The 22,088-nt window shown below is 28.0% G+C and carries 17 protein-coding genes and 1 other annotated feature; of the genes, 3 read left to right on the top strand and 14 right to left on the bottom strand.

Annotation, left to right across the window (positions count from 1 at the left end; genetic code table 11):
* Positions 1-27: 27 nt before the first annotated feature.
* The 6 genes from ACTG47_RS13665 to ACTG47_RS13690 all read right to left on the bottom strand — a co-directional run bounded on the left by ACTG47_RS13665 (position 28) and on the right by ACTG47_RS13690 (position 6,662).
* The gene (locus ACTG47_RS13665; RefSeq protein WP_479924959.1) at positions 28-1,092 is read right to left on the bottom strand and encodes an aminopeptidase P family protein; all 1,065 of its coding nucleotides are present in this window, start codon (positions 1,090-1,092) and stop codon (positions 28-30) included.
* Positions 1,093-1,190: 98 nt separating this feature from the next.
* Positions 1,191-2,453, bottom strand: coding sequence for a PTS fructose transporter subunit IIC (locus ACTG47_RS13670; RefSeq protein ID WP_479924960.1), 1,263 nt, complete (start codon positions 2,451-2,453; stop codon positions 1,191-1,193).
* Positions 2,454-2,477: 24 nt separating this feature from the next.
* Positions 2,478-2,795 carry a PTS fructose transporter subunit IIB gene (locus ACTG47_RS13675; RefSeq protein ID WP_003416512.1) on the bottom strand — a complete coding sequence of 106 codons (318 nt, stop codon included), beginning with the start codon at positions 2,793-2,795 and terminating at the stop codon, positions 2,478-2,480.
* A gap of 58 nt (positions 2,796-2,853) precedes the next feature.
* Complete coding sequence (locus ACTG47_RS13680; protein ID WP_479924961.1) at positions 2,854-3,309, bottom strand: PTS sugar transporter subunit IIA; 456 nt, start codon at positions 3,307-3,309, stop codon at positions 2,854-2,856.
* A 14-nt stretch (positions 3,310-3,323) separates the two neighbouring features.
* Positions 3,324-5,213 carry a BglG family transcription antiterminator gene (locus ACTG47_RS13685; protein ID WP_479924962.1) on the bottom strand — a complete coding sequence of 630 codons (1,890 nt, stop codon included), beginning with the start codon at positions 5,211-5,213 and terminating at the stop codon, positions 3,324-3,326.
* Between the two features lie 87 nt (positions 5,214-5,300).
* On the bottom strand, positions 5,301-6,662 hold the full coding sequence (locus ACTG47_RS13690) for a Sapep family Mn(2+)-dependent dipeptidase (protein ID WP_479924963.1): 1,362 nt from the start codon (positions 6,660-6,662) through the stop codon (positions 5,301-5,303).
* A gap of 172 nt (positions 6,663-6,834) precedes the next feature.
* Here ACTG47_RS13690 and manA point away from each other — a divergent pair, with 172 nt between their 5' ends.
* Entirely contained in the window at positions 6,835-7,779 is a 945-nt protein-coding gene (manA, locus tag ACTG47_RS13695; RefSeq protein ID WP_479924964.1) for a mannose-6-phosphate isomerase, class I, read from the top strand.
* Between the two features lie 117 nt (positions 7,780-7,896).
* On the opposite strand, the gene ACTG47_RS13700 is transcribed toward manA, so the two are convergent.
* The 5 genes from ACTG47_RS13700 to ACTG47_RS13720 form a co-directional block, all read right to left on the bottom strand.
* Positions 7,897-10,635, bottom strand: a complete 2,739-nt coding sequence (locus tag ACTG47_RS13700) for a sensor histidine kinase (RefSeq protein WP_479924965.1) — start codon at positions 10,633-10,635, stop codon at positions 7,897-7,899.
* Positions 10,636-10,740: 105 nt separating this feature from the next.
* Positions 10,741-12,624 (bottom strand): selenocysteine-specific translation elongation factor, encoded by a 1,884-nt coding sequence (gene selB, locus ACTG47_RS13705; protein ID WP_479924966.1) that lies wholly within the window; start codon positions 12,622-12,624, stop codon positions 10,741-10,743.
* 74 nt (positions 12,625-12,698) lie between these two features.
* The gene (gene selA / locus ACTG47_RS13710; RefSeq protein WP_479927088.1) at positions 12,699-14,078 is read right to left on the bottom strand and encodes an L-seryl-tRNA(Sec) selenium transferase; all 1,380 of its coding nucleotides are present in this window, start codon (positions 14,076-14,078) and stop codon (positions 12,699-12,701) included.
* 50 nt (positions 14,079-14,128) lie between these two features.
* On the bottom strand, positions 14,129-15,175 hold the full coding sequence (gene selD / locus ACTG47_RS13715; protein WP_479924967.1) for a selenide, water dikinase SelD: 1,047 nt from the start codon (positions 15,173-15,175) through the stop codon (positions 14,129-14,131).
* 91 nt (positions 15,176-15,266) lie between these two features.
* Positions 15,267-15,971: a DUF655 domain-containing protein gene (locus tag ACTG47_RS13720; protein WP_479924968.1), complete on the bottom strand. Its 705-nt coding sequence runs from the start codon at positions 15,969-15,971 to the stop codon at positions 15,267-15,269.
* 79 nt (positions 15,972-16,050) lie between these two features.
* On the opposite strand from ACTG47_RS13720, the gene ACTG47_RS13725 reads away from it, so the two are divergent.
* A complete protein-coding gene (locus ACTG47_RS13725) occupies positions 16,051-17,346 on the top strand; it encodes a D-alanyl-D-alanine carboxypeptidase family protein (protein WP_479924969.1) in 1,296 nt (431 codons plus the stop codon).
* A 136-nt stretch (positions 17,347-17,482) separates the two neighbouring features.
* On the opposite strand, the gene ACTG47_RS13730 is transcribed toward ACTG47_RS13725, so the two are convergent.
* The 3 genes from ACTG47_RS13730 to ACTG47_RS13740 all read right to left on the bottom strand — a co-directional run bounded on the left by ACTG47_RS13730 (position 17,483) and on the right by ACTG47_RS13740 (position 20,591).
* The gene (locus ACTG47_RS13730) at positions 17,483-17,821 is read right to left on the bottom strand and encodes a DUF2325 domain-containing protein (RefSeq protein ID WP_021385441.1); all 339 of its coding nucleotides are present in this window, start codon (positions 17,819-17,821) and stop codon (positions 17,483-17,485) included.
* 254 nt (positions 17,822-18,075) lie between these two features.
* Positions 18,076-19,392 (bottom strand): argininosuccinate lyase, encoded by a 1,317-nt coding sequence (gene argH / locus ACTG47_RS13735; protein WP_479924970.1) that lies wholly within the window; start codon positions 19,390-19,392, stop codon positions 18,076-18,078.
* Positions 19,393-19,479: 87 nt separating this feature from the next.
* Positions 19,480-19,690, bottom strand: a binding site (T-box leader).
* Between the two features lie 79 nt (positions 19,691-19,769).
* Positions 19,770-20,591, bottom strand: a complete 822-nt coding sequence (locus ACTG47_RS13740; protein WP_169467843.1) for a Cof-type HAD-IIB family hydrolase — start codon at positions 20,589-20,591, stop codon at positions 19,770-19,772.
* 360 nt (positions 20,592-20,951) lie between these two features.
* Here ACTG47_RS13740 and ACTG47_RS13745 point away from each other — a divergent pair, with 360 nt between their 5' ends.
* Entirely contained in the window at positions 20,952-22,055 is a 1,104-nt protein-coding gene (locus ACTG47_RS13745; protein WP_054277220.1) for a pyridoxal phosphate-dependent aminotransferase, read from the top strand.
* Positions 22,056-22,088 lie beyond the last annotated feature (33 nt).

Consider the following 22,088-nt stretch of genomic DNA (forward strand, 5'->3'; position numbering starts at 1 on the left):
ATTATAAAATATTTGTCTAATTCATTTTTAGTTTACGACTATTAAGTCTTTAGTAGATGTAGTCAACCTCATACTCCCATATTGTGTTATAAGAACATCATCTTCTATTCTTACTCCCCCAAGATTTGGTATATATATACCTGGCTCTATAGTTACAATCATACCTTCTTTTAATACTTCTTTTGATTCAGGAGCTAATGCAGGATATTCATGAACCATAATACCTACACCATGACCTAAATTATGCCCAAAATTATCAGCATATCCATATGAACCAATTATATCTCTTGCAACTTTATCTATCTCACCAGTAGTCATACCTGGTTTTAAAACCCTTATACACTCTTCATTAGCTTCTTTTACTACATTATATATTTCTTCTAACTCTTTATTTACAGTACCCATACAAATAGTTCTAGTAATGTCTGAACAATAATTATTGTATTTAGCACCAAAATCAAAAGTAACAAAGTCTCCATACTCTATAATTTTTTCACTGGCTTTTCCATGAGGCAAAGCTCCTCTCAATCCAGATGCTACTATAGTATCAAAAGACTCTTTTTGACCGCCCAACTCTTTTATAAATCTAACAATTTCATTTTCAACTTGCTTTTCAGTCATACCAACTTTTATAAAATCAATTATATGATAAAATGTAGCATCCACTATTTCGCAAGCTTTTTTGATATATTTTATTTCATCTTCATCTTTTTCTTTTCTTAAAGTAGATAAATCAACTGATTTTAAAGTTGCATTCAACCTTTTACTCATATTCTTATATGAATCAAAAGATACTTCGCTTCCTTCAAATCCAATTTTTTTTATATTTTGATTTTTACAAATATCATTAACTATGTCAAAATATGTTCTGTTTTTATCCATTAAGATTACATCAAATAAATTAGATTTTCTTTTGATTTCTTCAAAGTATCTAAAATCTACTATTATATATTGTTCTCTTTTAGTTATAAAAACATAACCTGATGAACTAAATAGATTGCCAATATAAAATTTGTTGGTAGAACTATTAATAAGAATCCCATCTACATCATATTCTTCTAGATACTTTCTTATCTTTTCTATTTTACTCATATTTTTTATCCACCACCTTTAATTAATATATAGGTAAGGCTGGTAATATTAATTAAAACAATATTACCAGCCAAAATTATCATAAATAAACTTAAATGTTAGTCTATATAATCCACAACAAGTTTACCCTCTTTTATTAATTTATTTCTATAGAATATATTTCCTACTGCTATGAATATAGCACCAACTGCTATACCTATTATATAGCCAAATAAATTGTCAACTAAAGGCCATGCCCATATAGCTGACTCTGGGAACCATTGGATAGCTCCTAGAACTATACCTGTAATAGCTCCTATTACACTTCCCACTATATTTAAAGGTATAACAAAGCCTGGTCTTTCAAGTGCAAATGGTATTGCTCCCTCAGATATACCCATAAATGACAGGAATATAGAAGTCTTTCCTGCTTGATAGAATTGTCTATCATATACTCTTCTTCCAACTAATCTTTTATCCAATAAAGTTGTTAATCCTAATCCAATTGGAGGGACAACTATAGCTATTGTTCTTGCTGTTATTGGTAGTACGTTCTCTGTAGTTAAACCAAGTGCAACGAATCCTGCTGCTTTATTTATTGGTCCACCTAAGTCAAATGCTGTAGCTGCTGCTAAAGCTGTTGCATATACATATTCTCCTGCTGCTCCTGCTGCTGTTAAGAAGTTTTTCATACTTTCATTAATTAACCCACCAAATGGAGTTATTATAAATATCATTAATATCATACAAGTTAATGACGCTATTAGTGGTATTAAAAATGTTGTTTTAAAAGCTAACCAGTTATGAGAAACTTTGATAGATTTATTTAACCATTTTACAAAATATCCTATTATAAATGCTATTAATATTGCCCCTAAAAATCCTGATGCAACTGGAACAACTTCTGTCCATTGACCATCCACAAATTGTGGTACACCTACAGGCTTATTAGCTATATATCCACCTATAAAACCTGCAATTAAAGCTGTTTTTCCACCTATAGAGTTTGCACAAAATGCTGCAAATAGTGGTATTGCAAATCCAAACAAAGTAAATCCGAAATTTGACATTAATTGTGCCATATTTAAAAGAGTAAGTTTAAACCCTGTAAAATCACCTGAATTCATAGCATCAACTATACCTACAGATGGGTCAAGTCCTAATATGGCATATGGTATTAATTGAGATAAAGCTCCTATAAGTCCACCCATTACTAAAACTGGTATCATATATGATATACCTGTCATTATATGTTTACTTATTTCCTTCCACTTTCCATTTCCCTTTGATTGAGTTGGATTAGATGGAGTAGGTTTTCCTACATTATTTCCTCCTGTTGTAGAAGCACCTGAAGTGTTTATAACTTTTTTCTTAATTGCCATTCGATTTCCTCCACAATAAATTTATTATATTCCTAAGTCTTCTTCTATTTCTTTTATAACGCCTTCTGCATTTTTTATAGCTTCTTGTAATTCAACTTCATATACTTCACAACCATCAAATCTTTCCATGCCTTCTGGAGTTATTGCTACTGCATGTATTATCATAGTTGCTCCTAATATATCATCTCTTGTCAACTCATTTTGTACACCATCTGCACCTTGAGTTTCAACTTTTGCTTCATAACCTAATGCCTTTGCAGCTTGCTCTATTGCCTCTGCTGCCATAAAAGTGTGAGCTAGTCCCATTGGACAAGCACATAATGCTACTAATTTTTTATTCATGTTAAATTCCTCCTATTTTTTAATTAATTATTTGTTTTATTTTAGCCTTAGCGTTTAACTATAAACCTAAAGCTTCACTTATTAATTTAGATATTTCTTCAACATTATCACTCTTTAAAAGAGAATCTTTAAAATCTTTGTTTATTAATTTTCTTGAAAGAGATGATAATAATTTAAGATGAATATTTTCTTTACTTTTTCCTGGCATAAGTAAGCTTATTGCCAATTTAACCTTATCTTCACCTTCATTCCAAACAACATCATCAGCAAATTTCAATACTACTACTGCTGGATTTTCAATTGCATCATTTTTAGTATGAGGTATTGCGATAGATTCACCTAAATTTGTAGTAAATTGTTCTTCTCTAGCCATTAATCCTTCATATACTAAATTTTCGTTATCTGTTAAGCTTAATTCTTTAGCTTTTTTTGCTATAAAGTTTAAAACCTCAACCTTAGACTTAGTATCAACATTTAAAAATACATATTCTGTATTAAATATGTTTGTTTCCATTATTAATTTCCTCCTTAATTACCTATCAGTGCCATTAATTTATTAAAGTCACATATTTTAATAATTCCTCTTACTCCACCTTCATCTTTTATAAAATTATAAAGGTATTTAAATATTGAAAAATTATGTTTTTCTTTAGTATTAAAAAATACCATAAATACTAGCTGAACCTCTTGTTTATCCCAAACTATTGGATTTTCAAGTATCCCAACTCCTATTATAGATTTTTTATCTCCCTTCACGATTGTGTGAGGTATTGCTACTAGATTTCCTATTTCAGTTGATGAAATATTTTCTCTATCTATTATGCTTTCTATTGAGCTTTCTTCTATGAAATCTCTTTCTTTTAATTTGTTTGAAAGAGAAAGTATGACTTCTTCTTTTGTACTCGCCTTTATACTAAAAAAAGCTTTTTCATCAAACATATTACTTATTATTTTTCTTCTTTCTTCTTTTTCATAAAATGCTTTGTTTACGTTTTCAATCAAGCTATCATCAAATATATTTTCGATATACAAGACAGGTTTTTCATAGCCTTTTAATTCAACAGTAGACACTATTAAATCAACATCTTGGCTTATAGCCATATCAAGATATCTAACTGGATAAACACCTACAACATTTAAATCACTTATATTCTGTTTTAATTTTTCAGAAATAAGTTGACCTGTTCCTATACCATAATGACAAACTATACAAATTTTCTTACTAGTATTTTTTTTCATTCTTTCATTTGAAGCAGCAAAGTGAATAGCTATATATCCAAGTTCATCTTCATCAAGTTTTAAATTAAACTCAGTTTCTAGTTTGTTTGATAAAAACACAGCTAGATTAAAAGCTATTGGGAACTTTTCTTTTATCTGATGAAGTAGAGGATTATTAGATTTTATATTAGCTTTAGCTCTATTTAAAAATCTCTTTATATGGTCAGATATTGCAACCATAAACTCTTCATCTTTTGTATAATCACTTCCTGAAATAAGCAATATATCTTGAAGCGCACTATTTATAACATTATTTATTCGTTCCTCAATTTCGCTTGTATTTTTTCTTCCTTGTGTACCTTTATATGCGATTACACCAGAGTAATTTGAAATGTAAATCACTTCATCTTCAATAAGTTTAATTCCAATCTTGTCAGATATTTCTTTCATCAAACTTTCTATAAAAGAGTAATTATGAAATCTATAGTTTGTATCTATTAGATTTATATTGTTACTATGACCTCTCTTACTTCTAAATACAGAAACAATTATCTTTGAAAGCAAAAGATTAAAATCTTTATCTGAAATTATTGTATCTTTCTCTCTTAAATGTTTTTCTAAAATACTTTCTATACAGTATATATCGTTTTCACTGATGTCATCTAAAAGCACCTTGATTTTACTTTTTTCATCCAGTTTTATTGCATAGTCAGTAATCAATTGTCTTATATTAATTTCTTCACCATGTATATAGCTTCCATAGTAAGGTTTAGATTTTATAACTAAGTCATACTTTTCAAGTTTTCTTTTAAGCTTACTGGACAATTTGTTTATAGCAGCTATACTTAGATTTAATTCTTCTGCCATTGCTTCTATACTCATATAATTTCTATTAATAAGCATACATATTATATTTGACATTCTTGATTCTTCAGAATCATCTAAAAAACCATCAATATATTTATTTGCTTCTTTAACAGCTCTTGCTATATTACTTTTAGAGCCACTTAGCTTATATCCTATACCTCTCGAAGAAGCTATTGCCAAATCATACTTGCTTAAAATACTACTTAAATCTGCTATATATCTTTTAATAGTTTTTGTAGACACATCCAATTTGATAGCTAGTTCATTTGATGTCATATATCCGTCTTTATTGCTTAAACTTTTTACTATTACTGCATGTTTCTTAGTTATCATTGTATCACCTTCTCTTTGATTTCAATTATATATCAAGTAAAATTTTAATTGTATATATAATATGTCTATATAAGGGACATTTTGTATTTATATATTATTACATAATTCAACTATTGCCTCTGCATATATGGCTATTGAAGTTATAAATCTATCTAAGCTAGCAAATTCATTTGCACTATGAACATTTCCAAAACTACCATCAGGAAATTCACAACCAAATATTACTGAATTATTCATTTCAGAAGCATAACTTCCTGCGCTAGTTACTCTAACATCATTTTTTAAATCTCCAGAATACTTTACATATATATGATGCAAACTTTTTACAAGTTTTGAATTTCTATCTATATAATTTGCTTGCTTTAAATTTTCCCCAATAATCTCGAATTTATTAATATTATTTGTCTTCATATACAAATTAAATTTTTTTATTATATCTTCAATTGTTAATACTTCTGGATATCTGACACTTAAAACTAACTCTAACTTTCCATCTATTATGTTAATTATTGTTGGAACCATTGATAAAACACCACATTTTCCCTCAATATCCAAACCAAATAATCTCCCATCTGTATTCTCTTGATTTATTAGCTTATCCAAACTTTTTGTCCAATCTTCACCAATATTTTCTGATAAAAATTTAATTGCACCTAGTATAGGGTTGATGGCTTTCTCAGGCTTAGATGAATGCCCACCTTTGCCATGTATGACATAATCTCCATTATTATAACTTATTGAGGTATTATTAAAATCACAACATATATTATCTTTACCCAAATTTCTTGTATTTTTTATATATACTTTATCTGGTATTGTGTTAAACTCTATTCCGCCACTTATGTATAAAGACTTATCCTCTATTTCTGAAATTAGCTTTATTATTGCTCCACCTTTTTCTCCATTTAGTACAGGAAATTTAGCATCTGGAGTAAATCCACACACACCATATGGTTCTTTACTATAATAATGCTTTATACATTTAAAACCACTTTCTTCGTTTCCTCCAGCAATTAATCTAACCTTTCTTTTTAAATCAATATTTAGACTTTTTATCATTTTTAATGCCAAGAAATTTACTATCATAGGTCCTTTATTGTCTGATACTCCTCTAGCAATCAATTTATCACCTATAATATTTAGTTTAAATGGCTCACTGTCCCATCCATCTCCTGGATTTACAACATCACAATGTCCAAATATATCTACAAACTCTTTTCCATCTCCATATTCAATTTGAACAGCATGATTATCTATATTTTTGACCTTGAAATTGTTTTCTCTCCCTAGATTTTCAAACCAATTTAACGCATCATAGACTCCTTTTCCAAAAGGCATATCTTTAGTTACAGTTTTATTATCATAAAATGATGGTATGCTCACCCATTCTTCCAACAGTTTTAAAAATTCTTTTTCATACTTTTTACTTTTTTCTTTAAATAATTTCATTATTATCACTCCAATTTAGAACTTTATATTATATATCATAGTTTATCTTATTTGATAACTCCTTATACTTTATGTCATTTCAAGGGACAAAACTTTTTTACTATTGATTTTATAATCTATTTATATATAATTATTTGTAGGATAAATTTAATATCATAGGAGGAACAAAATTATGGAACCATTATTTTTAAAACCTATTTTTATGGATAGAATATGGGGTGGTACTGCACTTAAAGATAAATTTAATTATGAAATAACTTCGCCAACAACTGGTGAATGTTGGGCTATAAGCTCTCATAAAAATGGAGATTGCTTAATAGAAAATGGAGAACACAAAGGAAAAAGTCTATCTGAATTGTGGGATAAAAACAGAGAATTATTTGGAAATACATCTGGAGATAAATTTCCTTTGCTTACAAAAATATTAGATGCAAATGATAATTTATCAGTTCAAGTTCATCCAAATGATGAATATGCAAAGAAGAATGAAAATGGAGAATTAGGCAAAACAGAGTGCTGGTATGTAATAGATTGTTCTGATGATGCAGAAATTATAATAGGTCATAATGCAAAATCTCATAAAGAATTTGTAGACATGATAAATAATAATGAATGGGACAAACTGCTTAGAAAGGTTAATATAAAAAAAGGAGACTTTTTCTACGTTCCTAGTGGTACTATCCATGCCATATGCAAAGGAACATTAATTTTAGAAACTCAACAAAATTCAGACACTACTTATAGAGTTTATGATTATGATAGAACTGATAATTCAGGCAACAAACGTGAACTTCATGTTCAAAAATCCATAGATGTTACGAATGTTCCTCATGTAAATCTTGATGCTAATTATAAAACTGTATCAACATCAGACTTTAAATGTACAACATTTGTGTCAAATGAATTTTTTAGTGTTTACAAATTAGATATCTTTGGAAAATGTAATTTTACACACAATACACCTTTTTCCTTATATAGTATTTTGGAGGGAAATGGAAAACTAATACACAATTCTGTAGAATATGATTTAAAAAAAGGTATGCATTTTATATTACCAAATAACTTTGGAGATTTTAGCTTTGAAGGTAATTTGGAGATTATATGTTCTCATATCTAGATATAAAATATAACTAAAAATAGGCTATCATAATAACTTACTTATGATAGCCTATTTTTTATAAAATACTTACTAAAACATATAGTATTTTGATTTAGGTTTTACCTATAAGAGTCTTTAATAATAGATATCAGAAAATTCTATTTTTATCTTTTCTTGAATATTATATATTCTCTTATCTTCTGTATAATGTTCACTATTAAAGCTCTTCATTGGAAGTGAAATCAAGAATTCTGTCCCTTTGTTCACTTCACTTATTACTTCTATATCACCACCATGAAGACTTACTAGATTCTTAACTATAGCAAGTCCTATTCCACTTCCTTCAGTATTTCTAGATAAGGTCTTATCAACTTGTGAAAACTCTTCAAAAATCAATTCTAGTTTGTCTTGAGGTATTCCAACTCCAGTATCTTTTACACTTATAATTACCTTATCTATTTTATAATAAATATTTACATATATCCATCCTCCATTGTCAGTAAACTTAATACAGTTTGACAATAGATTCAGTATAATTCTCTCAATTTCAACCTTATCTATATATACATTAATTTCTTCAAGTTCTGTATCGAATAGAATTTTTATGTCTTTTCTACTTGTATATTCTTCTATATTCATAAATAAGTCTTCTATTACAGATACAATATTGTATTTTGCAAGTTTTAATGTATAGAATCCAGACTCCATCTTTGTTAAATCTATAATATTATTTATTAATCTTTGAAGTCTATAAGAACTTTGTCTCACTAAATCTACATGGGATTTAATATTATTGTTGTAATCTTTTATCTTCTCACTTCTATAGAAAGAGTCTACTAATTGATTTGAACTTGATATAACATTCAGTGGAGTTTTTAACTCATGAGACATATTTGCGAAAAACTCAGTTTTTATTTTATCTGTTTTAAATCTTTCAAGTAGTTCTTTTTCTGCTTGCTCTGAATATTTTTTATGTGCTAAGTCTTTTACAATAAGCATTATGTATCTAGTATTATATATAGCAAAAGGTAATGCACTTAATTCCACTTCTACTATATCATCATAGCTATTTATTAACTCATACTCTAATAAAAATATACTCCTATTCTCATTTAAAACCTTAGCCATATTATCAGTAAATTTCATTTTTTCTTCAGTATTTGCATTCATCAATAACCTAATATTAGAATCTTTTATATCATCTATATTTGTAAAAGCTAGCATATCTAAAAATGACTTATTTGCATAGTTTACGCTCAAATCATCTTTTAGTAAACATATCCCATCAGGTAATATATCTATAAATCTTGAATAAGATGATTGACTTTCTTCAAGTTTTATTTGAGATATTTTTCGAGAAGTTGTATCACGTATCACAATAATTGTTTTATCTGTTCCTGCATTAGTATACTGAGAAAAACTCATTTCAACATACTTTACTTCACCATTTATTAAATATCTTTTTTCTATACTTTCTTTGCCTTTACATATTGAAGAAAAATCAATACTTTCCAAGTTATTTTTAAAAATTTCCCTACATGCATTATTCACATATATTTTATTACTACCTTCAAGTACTACTATACCATCTCCAACACTTTCTAAAAAGTCTCTGCTTCTCTTATTCGCTTCAATAAGTTTACGTTCATATTCCTTTTTCTTAGTTTTATCTTTCAATACACATAATACACCTTCTATTTGTGAAGCAATGACTAAAGGAGCAAATATAGCTTGATAGACCTTATTATCACTTGTATTAATAAACCTCTCCTCGTTCTTTTCATTGGCAAATACAGAATGAATGCTCTCTATTAAATCTTGGAAATTTTTTATTTTATCGCCTAATTTATCCTGTTCTTTATAATCTCCAAAAATATTTCTAAAACTCTTGTTTGCATATGTAATTTCTCCATCTTTACTAAACACCACTATGCTATTTACTGCAACATCCAAAGTAGATTGTAGTCTAGATTCTCTTTTTATAAGTATCCCTTTAAGTTCCTCTATCTTTTCTGTTTCATAGATTAGTTTTTTATTTTTTTCTTTTAAACTTTCTGTTTTTATTGTTAGCTCTTCATTAGTATCATGTAATTCTAATGCTGTTTTCTTAATATTCTTAGATACTATATAATTATACAAATAATATAAGGCTACATTTATTATTATCTGTGATAATATTCCCTCTACATGTCTATCAGCAATCACTATATGCAATAAATTTGGAGCCCTTGATAATATTATTATTATTATTATTCTATTAAAAAACTTTTTTTCATTGTATTCCCATTTACTCTCATTTGAACTTGAATTTAATTCAATTCCACTTACAATAGAAGTAATTATCATGAACACAGATGTTATAACTCCTAAAGCATATTGTAATCTATCATTTCCTAGAGAATCAAACATTTTAGATATCATGAATAAAGATGCTACAGTCAAAGTCACACTTGCTATGAATAAAACTACACTTGAGTTAATTTGTTTATTATCCTTAACAAATTTGAAACTTAAGTATACACCAAGTATAGGAAATAAATCGGTTATTGCTGATATCGTGATATTAGTATCAATTATAGAATCTGTTCTAATTCCTAAGCAGTTAAATAAATACACACACTCCAATGCTCCAGTAGCTGTAAAAATTAATCCTAAAAAGGTAGAAAATGAATCTACTTTAAACTTAGTAGTATTAAATATAATCATTCCTGTAGCTATTAAAAATGTAGCATATATTGCATGTAATAAAGTTTCATATTTATCTATATCTTTTATAATAAATAATAAAAGTACTGAGCCCATTATTATAAATAAAAGGCTCATGTCTTCTCTTTCTTTTATATCTGGATTTACATCAGGTATTATATTCTTCAATACTTTACACTTCCTCTTAATTAATATTTTATACTAATTAATTTATACGATACTCGACATTATAATTCCTTCTTTATACCTCAAAGCAAAAACAGACATTTTCCGCTAAAACAAAATTCTTTTGTTTTCTACCCTCTTAGTTATCTTGTTTCTATCGAAGTTTTCCAGTATAATCATACAATTTTTTCTACTAGAATCAATCAAATCTCTGTATTCCCCTAGTGTTATTTCTTTATTTTCTTTTATATAATTTATCAAAGTATTCTTTACATTTTCATAAATACCTTTGTCCATTATATACAAATCATCTAATTTCTCTACCTTATTACCTATCATTGACTCTAACACTTCAGCATAGTTATTATTTCCTTCAGAAACTTCATCTATCGTCAATATCGAAGAAACTCCACATGATTTCAATCTTTTTTCTATCTTTTTTGCTATTTCTTTTTGTTTGTCATTTAAAACGACCTCAAAATCAAATAGAGATACTATATTATTTTCTATTTTTATGATATTTTCTGTAGATAATCTTTCTAATAAAATATCCATTTCTCTAGTCTTGAAATTACTTTCTATTTTAGACCTTACTTCTTCTTTTAATATTCCTTTTCTCAATCTATATTTCTTATGGTATTCATTTAAAAGGTTTACTATATTTTCTTTTAATTTATTATATTGATTTATATGCATATACATATTACCTATAATAAATACTCTGTTTTCTGATATAAGTGTTTCAAGAGATTTTTTTACCTGCTCTTCGTGGGCACCACTATAACTCATTATTTCTTTTATATTTGGATAATTTTTTAGATTCCTTTTTAAATATTCTTCTATTATATCTTTAAGCTCGCCTTTTTCTTTTATTTTTAATGCTTCTATAACTTTTTCATCAAATCTCTTATGTTTTTTAGGAGATGGGTCGATTATTACACCTCCACCAATAGTTTCCATTGGAGAATAACGTCTAACTACAAAGGTATCACCTTTTTTAGATACTATACTTTCTTCAAGTCTTAACTGAACATAACCACTCTCTCCACTTTCAATTAACTCTTTGTCTAATGGTACTGCTCTACAAAGTATTTCTCTAGTACCATGATACAGTCTTAATCTATCCCAATGTTTTAACCCTTTGTCTAAATGATTTACTAGTGATAATTTCACATCTAGCATCATTGATTCTTCTAATGAATTTGGTGCAGCCAAAACATCTCCTCTTTTTATATCTTCGACTTTTACATTTGATATATTGATTGCTGTTCTTTGCCCTGCATAAGCTGTATCTTTATTTTCTCCATGAACTTGTATACTTCTTATCTTTGTTTTTAATACTTGTGGATATATAACCAAATCATCTTCTATACTTATCTTTCCTTCTATTAAAGTTCCTGTTATTACAGTACCAAATCCTTTTATTGAAAATACTCTGTCTATATTAAGTCTTGATGGAGAATTTTCATTTTTATCTTCTATATCATCACTCATCTTATCTATTTTTTTAATAAGGGTATCTATACCTTTTTTAGATACAGAATCAACTTCAATTATTTCTGCGTTTTCAAGAAAAGTTCCTTTTATTTTTTCACAAATATCTTCTTTTACCAACTCTCTAAATTCTTCGTCTACAGTATCACATTTAGTTAAAACCACTATTCCATTTTTTATATTTAAAAAGCTTAAAATATCTAAATGCTCAACTGTTTGTGGCATAACGCCTTCGTCTGCTGCTACAACAAGTAATACTATATCAAGGCCTGATGCTCCAGCTAACATGTTTTTTATAAACTTCTCATGTCCTGGCACATCTACAATACCAGCTCTTTTCTTATTTGGTAAATCAAAATAAGTAAATCCTAGATTTATTGAAATACCTCTCTTTTTTTCTTCATCCAATGTATCAGTTTCTCTTCCAGTCAATGCTTTTATAAGAGTTGTTTTTCCATGGTCAATATGACCTGCCGTTCCAATTACTACATTTTTCATTTTTTGCCCCCTATCAAAACTTCAATACTTCTAATTACAAATTAAATTTAATATCAATATTACCTCAAATTTATTTAATTAAAGGCTTTTCTCAATTCTTCAACTATTACATCAAACTCATCATCAAATATAGTCCTTACATCTAGTACATATTTATTATCATATACTCTAGCTATTATATGAGCTTCACTAAGTCTTAACTTCTTTTCTAAAGCTGACACATTCATATGTTCAGGAGTTATTGTTACTACCTTTGTACTTATAGTTTCAAGAGGCATAGACCCTCCTCCTACTTGTGAAAATCCATCTTCTATATTTATAGTTGCATTTAAATTTAATGCAGTTATTTTTTCAAATAGATTGTTTGCTTTTGCTTCCAATTCTTCTATTTTATATGTCAACATTTTTAGAGTAGGTATACTCTCCACAGCCTTTGTCTCATCTAAGTACATTCTCAATGTTGCTTCAAGAGCACATATTGTAAGTTTGTCAACTCTAAGGGCTCTAGTAAACTGATTTTTCTTCATTTTTTCTATATACTCTTTTTTACCAACTATAATTCCTGCTTGTGGCCCTCCAAGCATCTTATCTCCACTAAAAGTTACTACATCTGCACCTTGTCGTATAGAATCTAATACAGTTGGTTCATAAGACAATCCATATTTTGATAAGTCTATAAACACTCCACTTCCTAGGTCTTCTATTACAGGTAATTTATATTTTTTACCTAAGTTAACTAACTCTTCTATAGAAACACTCTCTGTGAATCCCATAATCCTATAGTTGCTTGTATGAACTTTCATTAATACATTTGTATCCTCTGTAATAGCCTCTTTATAATCTTTTAAATGAGTTTTATTAGTTGAACCAACTTCAACAAGCTCTGCACCACTAAGAGCCATTATACTTGGAATTCTAAATGAACCACCTACCTCAACTAATTCTCCACGAGATACAATTGCTTCTCCTCCTTTAGCCATTGTGCTAAGTACAAGAAGTACTGCTGCTGCATTATTATTTACAACTAGTACATCTTCTGCACCAGTAAGTCTTTTTATTGTGCTAGTTAAGTGAGAATATCTTGAACCTCTTTCTCCAGTATCCAAATCATATTCTAAGTTTGAATATCTTGAAGCGGCGCACCATAATTCATCTTTTATATCTTCACTAAGTAAAGACCTTCCTAAGTTTGTGTGAACAACTGTACCAGTTGCATTTATAACTTTTTTTAATGATAGTGAATAATTTAATTTAACTCTGTCTATCGCAGATTCTATTATTTCATCAAACTCTATTGTTACAGAATTTGATGCATCTTCTTTCAATCTTAATATAAACTGTCTTTTAAAATCTATTACTTCTCTAACAGATTCTAAAACTAAGCTTCTTGGATATTCATTTATTATTCCTACAATTCTATTATCACTTAATACTTCATCAACTGAAGGCAACATTGCAAATAATTCTCTTTTGCTCAAAACAATCACTCTTTCTCTATAATATTTTATAAAACGGTAATATATTTTTCCCCTTTTGGAACCACAGAACCTATAATTTTTGCTTCTATTGCTCCATTTAATTTCATATCTCTCACAAGTTCTTCTGCAAGTTCTTCTTTTACAGAAATCAATAATCCTCCTGATGTTTGTGGGTCGTATAAAATATCTTGAACTGCTACTTCCACATTTCCTACAACTTCCACATCTTTAGATACATAATGCATATTTTTGTACATACCAGCAGGTATAATTCCCATTTGTGCCATTTCTATTGCACCTTCAATAATTGGTACATGATTTGATTCAATTTCAATACTTACCTCAGAAGCTTTAGCCATTTCTAAGGTATGACCAAGTAAACCAAATCCTGTTATATCTGTAACTGAATTTACATCAAATTTATCAAAGCTCATTGCTGCATATTTATTTAAATGTATCATTATTTCTATTACTTTATCTGCTATGCGTTGTTCTACCATGCCTTCTTTCATAGCAGTATTTAATACACCTACTCCAATTGGTTTTGTTATAATTAGCTTATCTCCAGGTTTCGCAGTAGCATTTGACAAAACTTTATCTGGATTTACAATTCCAGAAACTGAAAGACCATACTTAGGTTCCTTGTCATCTACAGTGTGTCCTCCAACTAAAAGTGCCCCACTTTCTTTTACTTTATCAAATCCACCTTTTAATATTTCTGCAAGCACATCCATATCATGGCATGATGGAAAACAAACAATATTCATTGCAACCAAAGGTTTGCCTCCCATAGCATATACATCTGATAGCGAATTTGATGCGGCAATTTGTCCAAATACATATGGGTCATCTACCATTGGTGTAAAAAAGTCCAATGTTTGAATAAGTGCCATCTCATCATTTAATTTGTAAACTGCTGCATCATCTGCTGTATCTAATCCTACTAGTAGGTTTTCTATATTATCATTTTTAGGTAATTGAGATAAAACTGATGCCAGAACCTCTGGCCCTATTTTAGCGGCTCAACCACCTGCTGTTGTCATCTCTGTAAGTTTTTTTTGTTCTTTTTTCATAAAAGTGTCTCCTTTACTAAATTTCCACATATACACACATATACATACATATTTATAATACCATATCTATAAGTAAGTTTTGTATTATATTTTAGTCTACACAAATTAAATCTTTTACATTTTCATATTTTTTATCTCCAATACCATTTACATTTTTTATATCTTCAATTGAATTAAACTGCCCATTTTCCTCTCTATACTGTAAAATTTTATTGGCAGTGGCTTCTCCAATACCAGGCAAAGAATCTAATTCTTCTATCGTTGCTACATTTATATTTGTTTTTTCTTCTTTATATGTATTTTTATTGTCTTTGCTCTTAGATTCACTTTTTAATTCGTCGTTTTGATTTGATTTATTGGAATCATTATTACTTGATACTGATACTGTCTCACCTATTTTAGGTATTATATAATGTTGCTCGTCTTCTAACTTTATGGATAAATTAACTCCATTTAAATCAGCTTCACTTGTTGTTCCTCCCAATAATTCTACAGCATCATAAAGCCTCTTATCTGTCTCTATAGTTACGATTCCAGGTCTATTTACTGCTCCACTTATGTATATAGTTATTTTTTTATTTTGAACACTTTTATCTATGTCTTTAGCTACTTTATTCTGACTATTATCTTTATTTTTAATTGAATCATCTAGATTATGATTTTTTTCATTAGCTGAATTTTTTTTACTTACAACATAAATATCATCTTTAAAAATATTTGATTTATAAACGATTACTGAAGATAATATTAAAAAACAGAAAACAAAAAATGAAATAATCTTTACCTTTTTTTTCATATATTAACCACTCCTTTCTTTTAATTATTGACAAATATATGCTATACTAAAAGATGAATTTAAAATTTGGAGGTTCACAATGAAAAGAAATTTATCACTTTTATTAATCTGTTTATTGATATTCACTTCATTTTTAGGAAGTTCTAATATCTCTTTTGCAGATGATGAACCAGCTATAGTTGCCAAACATGCAGTTTTAATGGACTACGAAACTGGAAAAATATTATACAATAAAGATGGAGATTCCAAACTTTATCCAGCTTCAACAACTAAAGCATGGACAGCTTGCCTAGTTCTAAAAAAGGTTAAAGATTTAAATCAAGTAATAGAGATTAAAAATCTACCTCAAATAGATGGTTCTAGTATGTATTTAAAAGAAGGAGAATCTTTTACTGTAAGAGAGTTATTAAATGCTCTTTTAATTCATTCTGCGAATGATGCCGCTTTTGTATTAGCTAGATATGTAGGTGGTGGAGATGTACAAAAATTCGTTGACCTTATGAATTCTGAGGCAAAGAAAATTGGAGCTAATAATACTCACTTTAATAATCCTCATGGATTGCCAGACCCTAATCATTATACAACAGCTCATGATATGGCTCTTATAGCTAGAGAAGCCATGCATAATGATATTTTTAGACAAATTGTAAAGACTAAATCACTTAAATTTGAAGCTACAAAAGCATACCCTTATGAAAGGTATTTTGTAAACACTAATAAGTTTTTGACATCACATGCTAAGATTACATATAAAGGTCAGCCTATAGATATAAAATATGATATAGTTGATGGTATAAAAACTGGATTTACTGATGCTGCTGGTAAATGCCTTTTATCTAGTGCTGTAAAAGATGAAAGAAGAGTTATCTCTGCTGTCTTTAACTCAACAAATGCCGATTTATATTTAGACTCACGTATCTTGATTGATTATGGATTTGATAACTTTAAGTGTGCTACTATTGTTGATAAGAAAAAATATGCTGATAGTAAAAAAGTATTATTTTCAAAACAGCATGAATTAGTTTATGAACCCAAAAATAGTTATAAGATATTTTTAGGAAAAAATGAATCTCAAGATAACTATAATGTTAAAACAGAACTAAACAAAATTGATTTACCTATAAAAAAAGGTTCTAAGGTTGGTACTTTAAATATATATAATGGTGGTACGCTAGAAAATAGTATAGACCTAGTTGCAAAAAATAATCTTGATAGTAGTATTCCATTTATAACTAGTAATGATACTCTAATGACTTTAGTTAAGATTGTTGCAGGAATTTTAATACTTTTAGTATTATTTATAATAGCTTTAAGTATCAAGAAGAAAAATAAAAAAAATAATAGAATAAAATCCAAAAGAAATATGAAAAAATAATAATTATAAGAAAAAAACTTAAATCTATTTCTTCTTATAAAATAGGTACTGTTATAGTAATATGTATTTAATTTATTGAGACAATCTCTCAAAATTATTAAATATAAAATACTATGCCAGTACCTTTAATTTATGTTTATGTATTTTTCTGTTTTTGTTTATCATTAAGTTTACATTTTGAACAATTTCCAAGACATTCATCGACCATATCTAGACATTCATTAAATGCTACCTTACTACTATTTTTATGTCTTACAATTAATATATCTTGTTTTTTAGCTTGAGACTCAACCGTTCTAGACATCTTATGTGAAACTGTTGATGTGAGTATAACAACTGCATCTGGTTTTCCTATAGAATTATTTAACTTAGAAGACATAGTAGTATACACCTTTGTCTTATAACCTTTTTTCTTGGCCATAACCATATAATCTTTTTCCATTCTTTCATGACCACCAATCACTAATAAGTTCATTAGATTTCCTCCCATTTATTTGATATTGATTTTCATTATTATTTATATTATATATAATAGTATCTAGAAATAAATTTGTCAATACTTATTGATATTAATTATCATTTTAATAATATATTTTTTTATTTGTATTTATTTCCAATATTACTTCTTTTAAACCTACTACATTTTACATACAATAAATTTTTATACAACAAAAAGCTGTAAATTTGAATGCCACCACCCAAATTTACAGCTTCTGGAAATTTAATATATTATCTTAAATTCTTTTTTATTCCTTTATTTAATATACTCTCATAATCTATAAAGTCATAAATATCTTCCTTGAATGTATCTGAAAACTTATGTAATTCTTCTAATGTTAAATCTTCAATTGCCTTTTTATTGTCTTCACAATATATAACAATACTTCCCACTATTCCATGTGCATCTCTAAAAGCCACATTATTTTTAACCAAATAGTCAGCGACTTCTGTTGCATTTAAAAATCCATTCTTTACTGCTTGTTTCATTTTATCTTCATTTACCTTTAATGTAGCTATCATTCTATCCATTATCTGTATACACATTTCAATAGTATGTACACTATCGAAAAAACCTTCCTTATCTTCTTGCATGTCTTTATTATATGCTAATGGTATCCCCTTCATTACAGTAAAAAGACCAAACAGGTTTCCATATACTCTACCAGTCTTTCCTCTTATAAGTTCTGCTCCATCAGGATTTTTCTTCTGAGGCATTATACTACTTCCTGTAGTATATAAATCATCTATCTCAACAAATCCAAATTCTTGAGAGCTCCAAAGTATCAACTCTTCACTTAATCTACTTAAATGCATCATTATAATTGAAAAATCACTCATTAACTCTAATAAATAATCTCTATCACTTACTCCATCCATAAAATTATCTACTACTTTTTTAAACCCTAATTGTTCACAAGTTATATTTCTATCTATATCATGTGTAGTTCCTGCCAAAGCTCCACAACCTAAAGGTGATTCATCTAATATTTCTATAGCATTTTTTATTCTTTTCTCATCTCTATCAAACATGCTATAATAAGCCATCAAGTGATGTTTAAATGTTACCACCTGTGCTCTTTGAAGATGAGTATAACCTGGCATCATAAATGGATTTTTATCAGCAACATCTTTTATAGTTGCTTTAAATCCAGATATTAAATCCACTAAATCATTTGCCTTTTCTTTAGCATACAATCTCATATCAACTGCAACTTGGTCATTTCTACTACGTGCTGTATGAAGTTTCTTACCAACATCACCAATTCTTTGAATTAAATTTATCTCAGTAAAACTATGTATATCTTCATATTCTCCATCTAATGCTAACTTTCCATTTTCTACATCTTCAAGTATTCCTTGTAATCCTTCTGTTATAGTCTTTCCTTCTTCCTCTGTCAAAAGACCACATTTTACTTGCATATGCACATGTGCTATACTTCCTTCAATATCTTTTTTGTACAGTACACAGTCATAACCAAAAGATTTATTAAATTCTTCCATAAGTTGATTTTCCGCTTTTCTAAAGCGTCCACCCCATAATTTCATACCTTTCACCTCATATTTTAAATTTTTTTATTTTAATTATAATATTTACATCTAAGTTAAAATTAAAAAATCTCTTGGTCAAAAAGACCAAGAGACGAAATATTCCGTGTTACCACTCTAGTTGATAAACAATGTTTACCCACTCTATTCTCTTAAGGCGAGATTACCTACTACCATACTAAATTTCAAGTAGTATTCTCCAAAGTTCTTTTCAATATAAAGTGTTATCATTAGGCTCGCACCATTCCTAACTCGCTGAGATTTTCTTTATATCTACTCTCTTCTTCACTGAATCTAAGTTTTTTATGTTTTATCTATTTGTATTATAATTACTATCAATAAAATAGTCAACCTCTTTTTTCCTGTATATACCTTTTTTAACAGCTAAGTGATTTTTTTAACTCTAAGAATTTATAAATTGCCTTTGCAACTCCACTATCCTGATTGGTATCTGTAACATAATCAGCTTCTTGTTTAATTAATTCTTCTGCATTTCCCATAGCTATTCCAAGACCAGCAAATTTTATCATCTCTATATCATTATAATTATCTCCAAATGCAATTATATCTTCTCTATCTATATTCATCTTTTCAGCTAAAAACTTAACTGCATTGCCTTTATCAACACCTTCATTCATAACTTCAATGTTGTTTGGCCATGAAGAAGTCATCTTTATTCCTTGAACCTTTATCAATTCTTTTCTTATATCATCTAAAATAGAAGGATTTTTTTCTTCTATGATTACAAATTTTAGTATATCATTTTTTAAAATTTCTTCTCTTAAATCGTCTTTTACAATTACTTCTGTCTCATTACCTAAAAATATACTTAACTTGTCCTCACGCCCCTCTATTTTTCTTGAAAGCATGGAATCTATACTATTACACTGGTAGTAAATATCGTATTTATCCAATACATCCAAGATATTTAAACACGTTGTTGTGTCAATTTTATTTGAATATATTATATTTCCATTTTGCTCTCTTATCAATGAACCATTACAAGCTATTATTGGCATATCTTCTTTAAGAAAATCTACATTGCATTTAGCTGAATCGAAGGCTCTTCCTGTTGCTAAAGTTACATTAATACCACTATCTATAACTTTTTGTAGTGCAGTTTTATTTTCATCTGTAACTTTATGATTATTTCCTAATAAAGTCCCATCCATATCTGTTACAATTAATTTATATCCCATAATCCAACTCCATAACTTTTTATTGTATACCTCTATTTCCTTAATATAATCTAAAGAATTACCCTTATTAGATTATATCATAACTTTATACTTAAACTATTTCAATTTACAAAATTAATAACATTCATTTAGCCTATTTTAAGAGAAAAATAAATCGTTTCTTGTAGTATTTTTCTGAATATTTTCAATTTATAGTCTTATAATGCTAGAAATTTTACAATATATGATATATAATCATATTAAATAAAGTAAGCTATTATAATATTTATATTCATTTTTTACTATTATATATTTTCATAATATTTTAAATCTAGCGACTTTTATAACATTTATTATTGACTAAATAAGGAGTGATGAACTATGAAATTAAAAATTAACAAAGCTATTGAAATGCAGTTGAAAAAAAGTTATGCAATAGAATCTGGACATTCAGAAGATGTATTTGAGATAGACTGTGGTGAAGGTATAAATACAGTTTCTTACTCAAATAAAGCTGTAGAAGCTTTTAATGCTTTAGAATTTGATATGATAAGAGGGTACCCTCATTCAATTGCCTTAAAAGACAATATAGTTGATTATTGGAAAGACTTTATAACATTAGATATTGATAGAATCTGTTTGGCAGATGGTTCTATACATGTTATTTACCTTTTAAATAGACTGTTTATTGAAAAAGGAGATAAGGTTTTAGGATATTCACCTCAATTCTCTGAATATGAGACAGATATAAAAATGCATGGTGCTACTTATGATTATGTTCTTTTAAAGAAAGAGGATAATTTCAAATTTAATGAAAAAGAATTTATTGAAAAAATAAATCCAGAATATAAAGTAATTTACATAGACAATCCAAATAATCCTACAGGACAAATTATACCTTTATCATCAATTGAAAATATAGTAAAAGAAGCATCTAAATATAATATCGCAGTTATGGTAGATGAAGCTTATGGTGAATACATGCCAAAAGAAAATTCAGCTGTAAAACTTCTAAATAATTACGATAATGTAATTGTCTTAAAAACATTTTCAAAAGGTTTTGGTTTAGCAGGACTAAGAGCAGGATATGCAGTTCTTCCAAAAGAACTTGTTGACCCTATTAAAAAGATTTCTACTCCTTACGAAGTATCTGAAATATCTCGTAGTATTGCAGCCAATTTATTAGATGATGTTCAATTTATAGAAGAATTAAAGGAAAAAACACAAGCTATAAAAAATCAATTATTAATTCCTTGGAAAAACCTTAATATAGCTGAAACTAATGATACTGTATCAATAATGACAGTTGAACATAAAAACAAAGACATAGATTTACAACAAGAATTTGCAAAGTTAAAAATAAGAGTTATATCTGGTAGTGACTTCACTGGACTTGATAAAAATTTTATAAGATTTAGAATGCCTGAAGAAAAAGAACTTCCTGAAGTTATAAAAGCATTCCAAATAATTGATAATATAGAGTAAATTATATAAGGGGCATATTGTTAAAACCAATAC

The sequence above is a fragment of the Clostridioides sp. LIBA-6622 genome (genome assembly GCF_056716095.1).

What these genes read in the sequence shown, in the direction of transcription:
- ACTG47_RS13665 (WP_479924959.1), bottom strand. Translation starts at nt 1,092, where the DNA reads ATGAGTAAAATAGAAAAGATAAGAAAGTATCTAGAAGAATATGATGTA.
- ACTG47_RS13670 (WP_479924960.1), bottom strand. Translation starts at nt 2,453, where the DNA reads ATGGCAATTAAGAAAAAAGTTATAAACACTTCAGGTGCTTCTACAACA.
- ACTG47_RS13675 (WP_003416512.1), bottom strand. Translation starts at nt 2,795, where the DNA reads ATGAATAAAAAATTAGTAGCATTATGTGCTTGTCCAATGGGACTAGCT.
- ACTG47_RS13680 (WP_479924961.1), bottom strand. Translation starts at nt 3,309, where the DNA reads ATGGAAACAAACATATTTAATACAGAATATGTATTTTTAAATGTTGAT.
- ACTG47_RS13685 (WP_479924962.1), bottom strand. Translation starts at nt 5,213, where the DNA reads ATGATAACTAAGAAACATGCAGTAATAGTAAAAAGTTTAAGCAATAAA.
- ACTG47_RS13690 (WP_479924963.1), bottom strand. Translation starts at nt 6,662, where the DNA reads ATGAAATTATTTAAAGAAAAAAGTAAAAAGTATGAAAAAGAATTTTTA.
- manA (WP_479924964.1), top strand. Translation starts at nt 6,835, where the DNA reads ATGGAACCATTATTTTTAAAACCTATTTTTATGGATAGAATATGGGGT.
- selB (WP_479924966.1), bottom strand. Translation starts at nt 12,624, where the DNA reads ATGAAAAATGTAGTAATTGGAACGGCAGGTCATATTGACCATGGAAAA.
- selA (WP_479927088.1), bottom strand. Translation starts at nt 14,078, where the DNA reads ATGTTGCCTTCAGTTGATGAAGTATTAAGTGATAATAGAATTGTAGGA.
- ACTG47_RS13720 (WP_479924968.1), bottom strand. Translation starts at nt 15,971, where the DNA reads ATGAAAAAAAAGGTAAAGATTATTTCATTTTTTGTTTTCTGTTTTTTA.
- ACTG47_RS13725 (WP_479924969.1), top strand. Translation starts at nt 16,051, where the DNA reads ATGAAAAGAAATTTATCACTTTTATTAATCTGTTTATTGATATTCACT.
- ACTG47_RS13730 (WP_021385441.1), bottom strand. Translation starts at nt 17,821, where the DNA reads ATGAACTTATTAGTGATTGGTGGTCATGAAAGAATGGAAAAAGATTAT.
- argH (WP_479924970.1), bottom strand. Translation starts at nt 19,392, where the DNA reads ATGAAATTATGGGGTGGACGCTTTAGAAAAGCGGAAAATCAACTTATG.
- ACTG47_RS13740 (WP_169467843.1), bottom strand. Translation starts at nt 20,591, where the DNA reads ATGGGATATAAATTAATTGTAACAGATATGGATGGGACTTTATTAGGA.
- ACTG47_RS13745 (WP_054277220.1), top strand. Translation starts at nt 20,952, where the DNA reads ATGAAATTAAAAATTAACAAAGCTATTGAAATGCAGTTGAAAAAAAGT.